Source organism: Streptomyces sp. NTH33, from assembly GCF_003236365.1.
Taxonomy (GTDB): Bacteria; Actinomycetota; Actinomycetes; order Streptomycetales; family Streptomycetaceae; genus Streptomyces.
Map to the genome: position 1 here is coordinate 1 of NZ_POTZ01001017.1, position 795 is coordinate 795.

Here is a 795-nt window from a genome sequence, read left to right on the forward strand (position 1 = left end):
GCAGGGTGCCGCTCGCGGGGGGCGGGGAACCGCTCATGGGATCACTCACCGTCCCCTTTCCTGTTCGATGACGGTGCGCGGGATGCCGTCGGCCGCACCCTGCTCCGCCCGGGGACGCCTGCAGGCCGGGGCCGGCCCCTCGGGTCGCGTGGGTGGTTCGGTCGGAAGGTCGCGGTGGGCGCGCAGGGGGCCGGCCAGGAGCAGGGCCGAGCTGACCGCCAGGCCGCCGGTGAGCAGCCACAGCGCGGGGCGCACGCCGAGCATGCCGCCGAGGACGCCGCCGAGCAGCGAACCGACGGGGATGGCACCGAAGTTGGCGACCGACATGCTGGCCGTGATCCGGCCCAGCAGGTGCGGCGGGCAGTACTGCTGGCGGAACGTGCCCTGGATGACGTTGGCGGAGACCACGCCCAGGGCGAGCACCGCGCCGCCGAGGGCGAGCAGGACGACCCGCCACCCCGGTTCGGCCAGCGGGACGAGCAGGCCGAACGGCGCGGTGGCGAACTTGCACAGCAGCATGCCGCGGGCGGAGCCGAAACGCCGGGCGAGTCTGCCCGCGACGACGGCGCCGAGCAGCCCGCCGACGCTGGCGCCGGCCAGCAGCCAGCCCACCGCGGCCTCGCCGACGCCCAGGTCGCGGACCAGGAAGACGGTGAGAAGGGCCTGGTAGCCGGTGAGCAGCAGGTTGGTGACGGTGCCGTAGGAGGTGAGGACGCGCAGGTAGGGGTCGCGCATCGTGTAGTGGAGGCCGTCGCGCACGTCCTGGCGCAGCGGCCGGGGCGCGGGGGGTGTCTC

At 75.2% G+C, this 795-nt stretch carries 1 protein-coding gene; it reads right to left on the bottom strand.

Going from position 1 to position 795, the window contains the following annotated elements; genetic code table 11:
• Positions 1-45: 45 nt before the first annotated feature.
• Positions 46-795: MFS transporter (locus C1I97_RS38195; RefSeq protein WP_146608462.1), on the bottom strand; the 750-nt coding region annotated here is incomplete at its 5' end.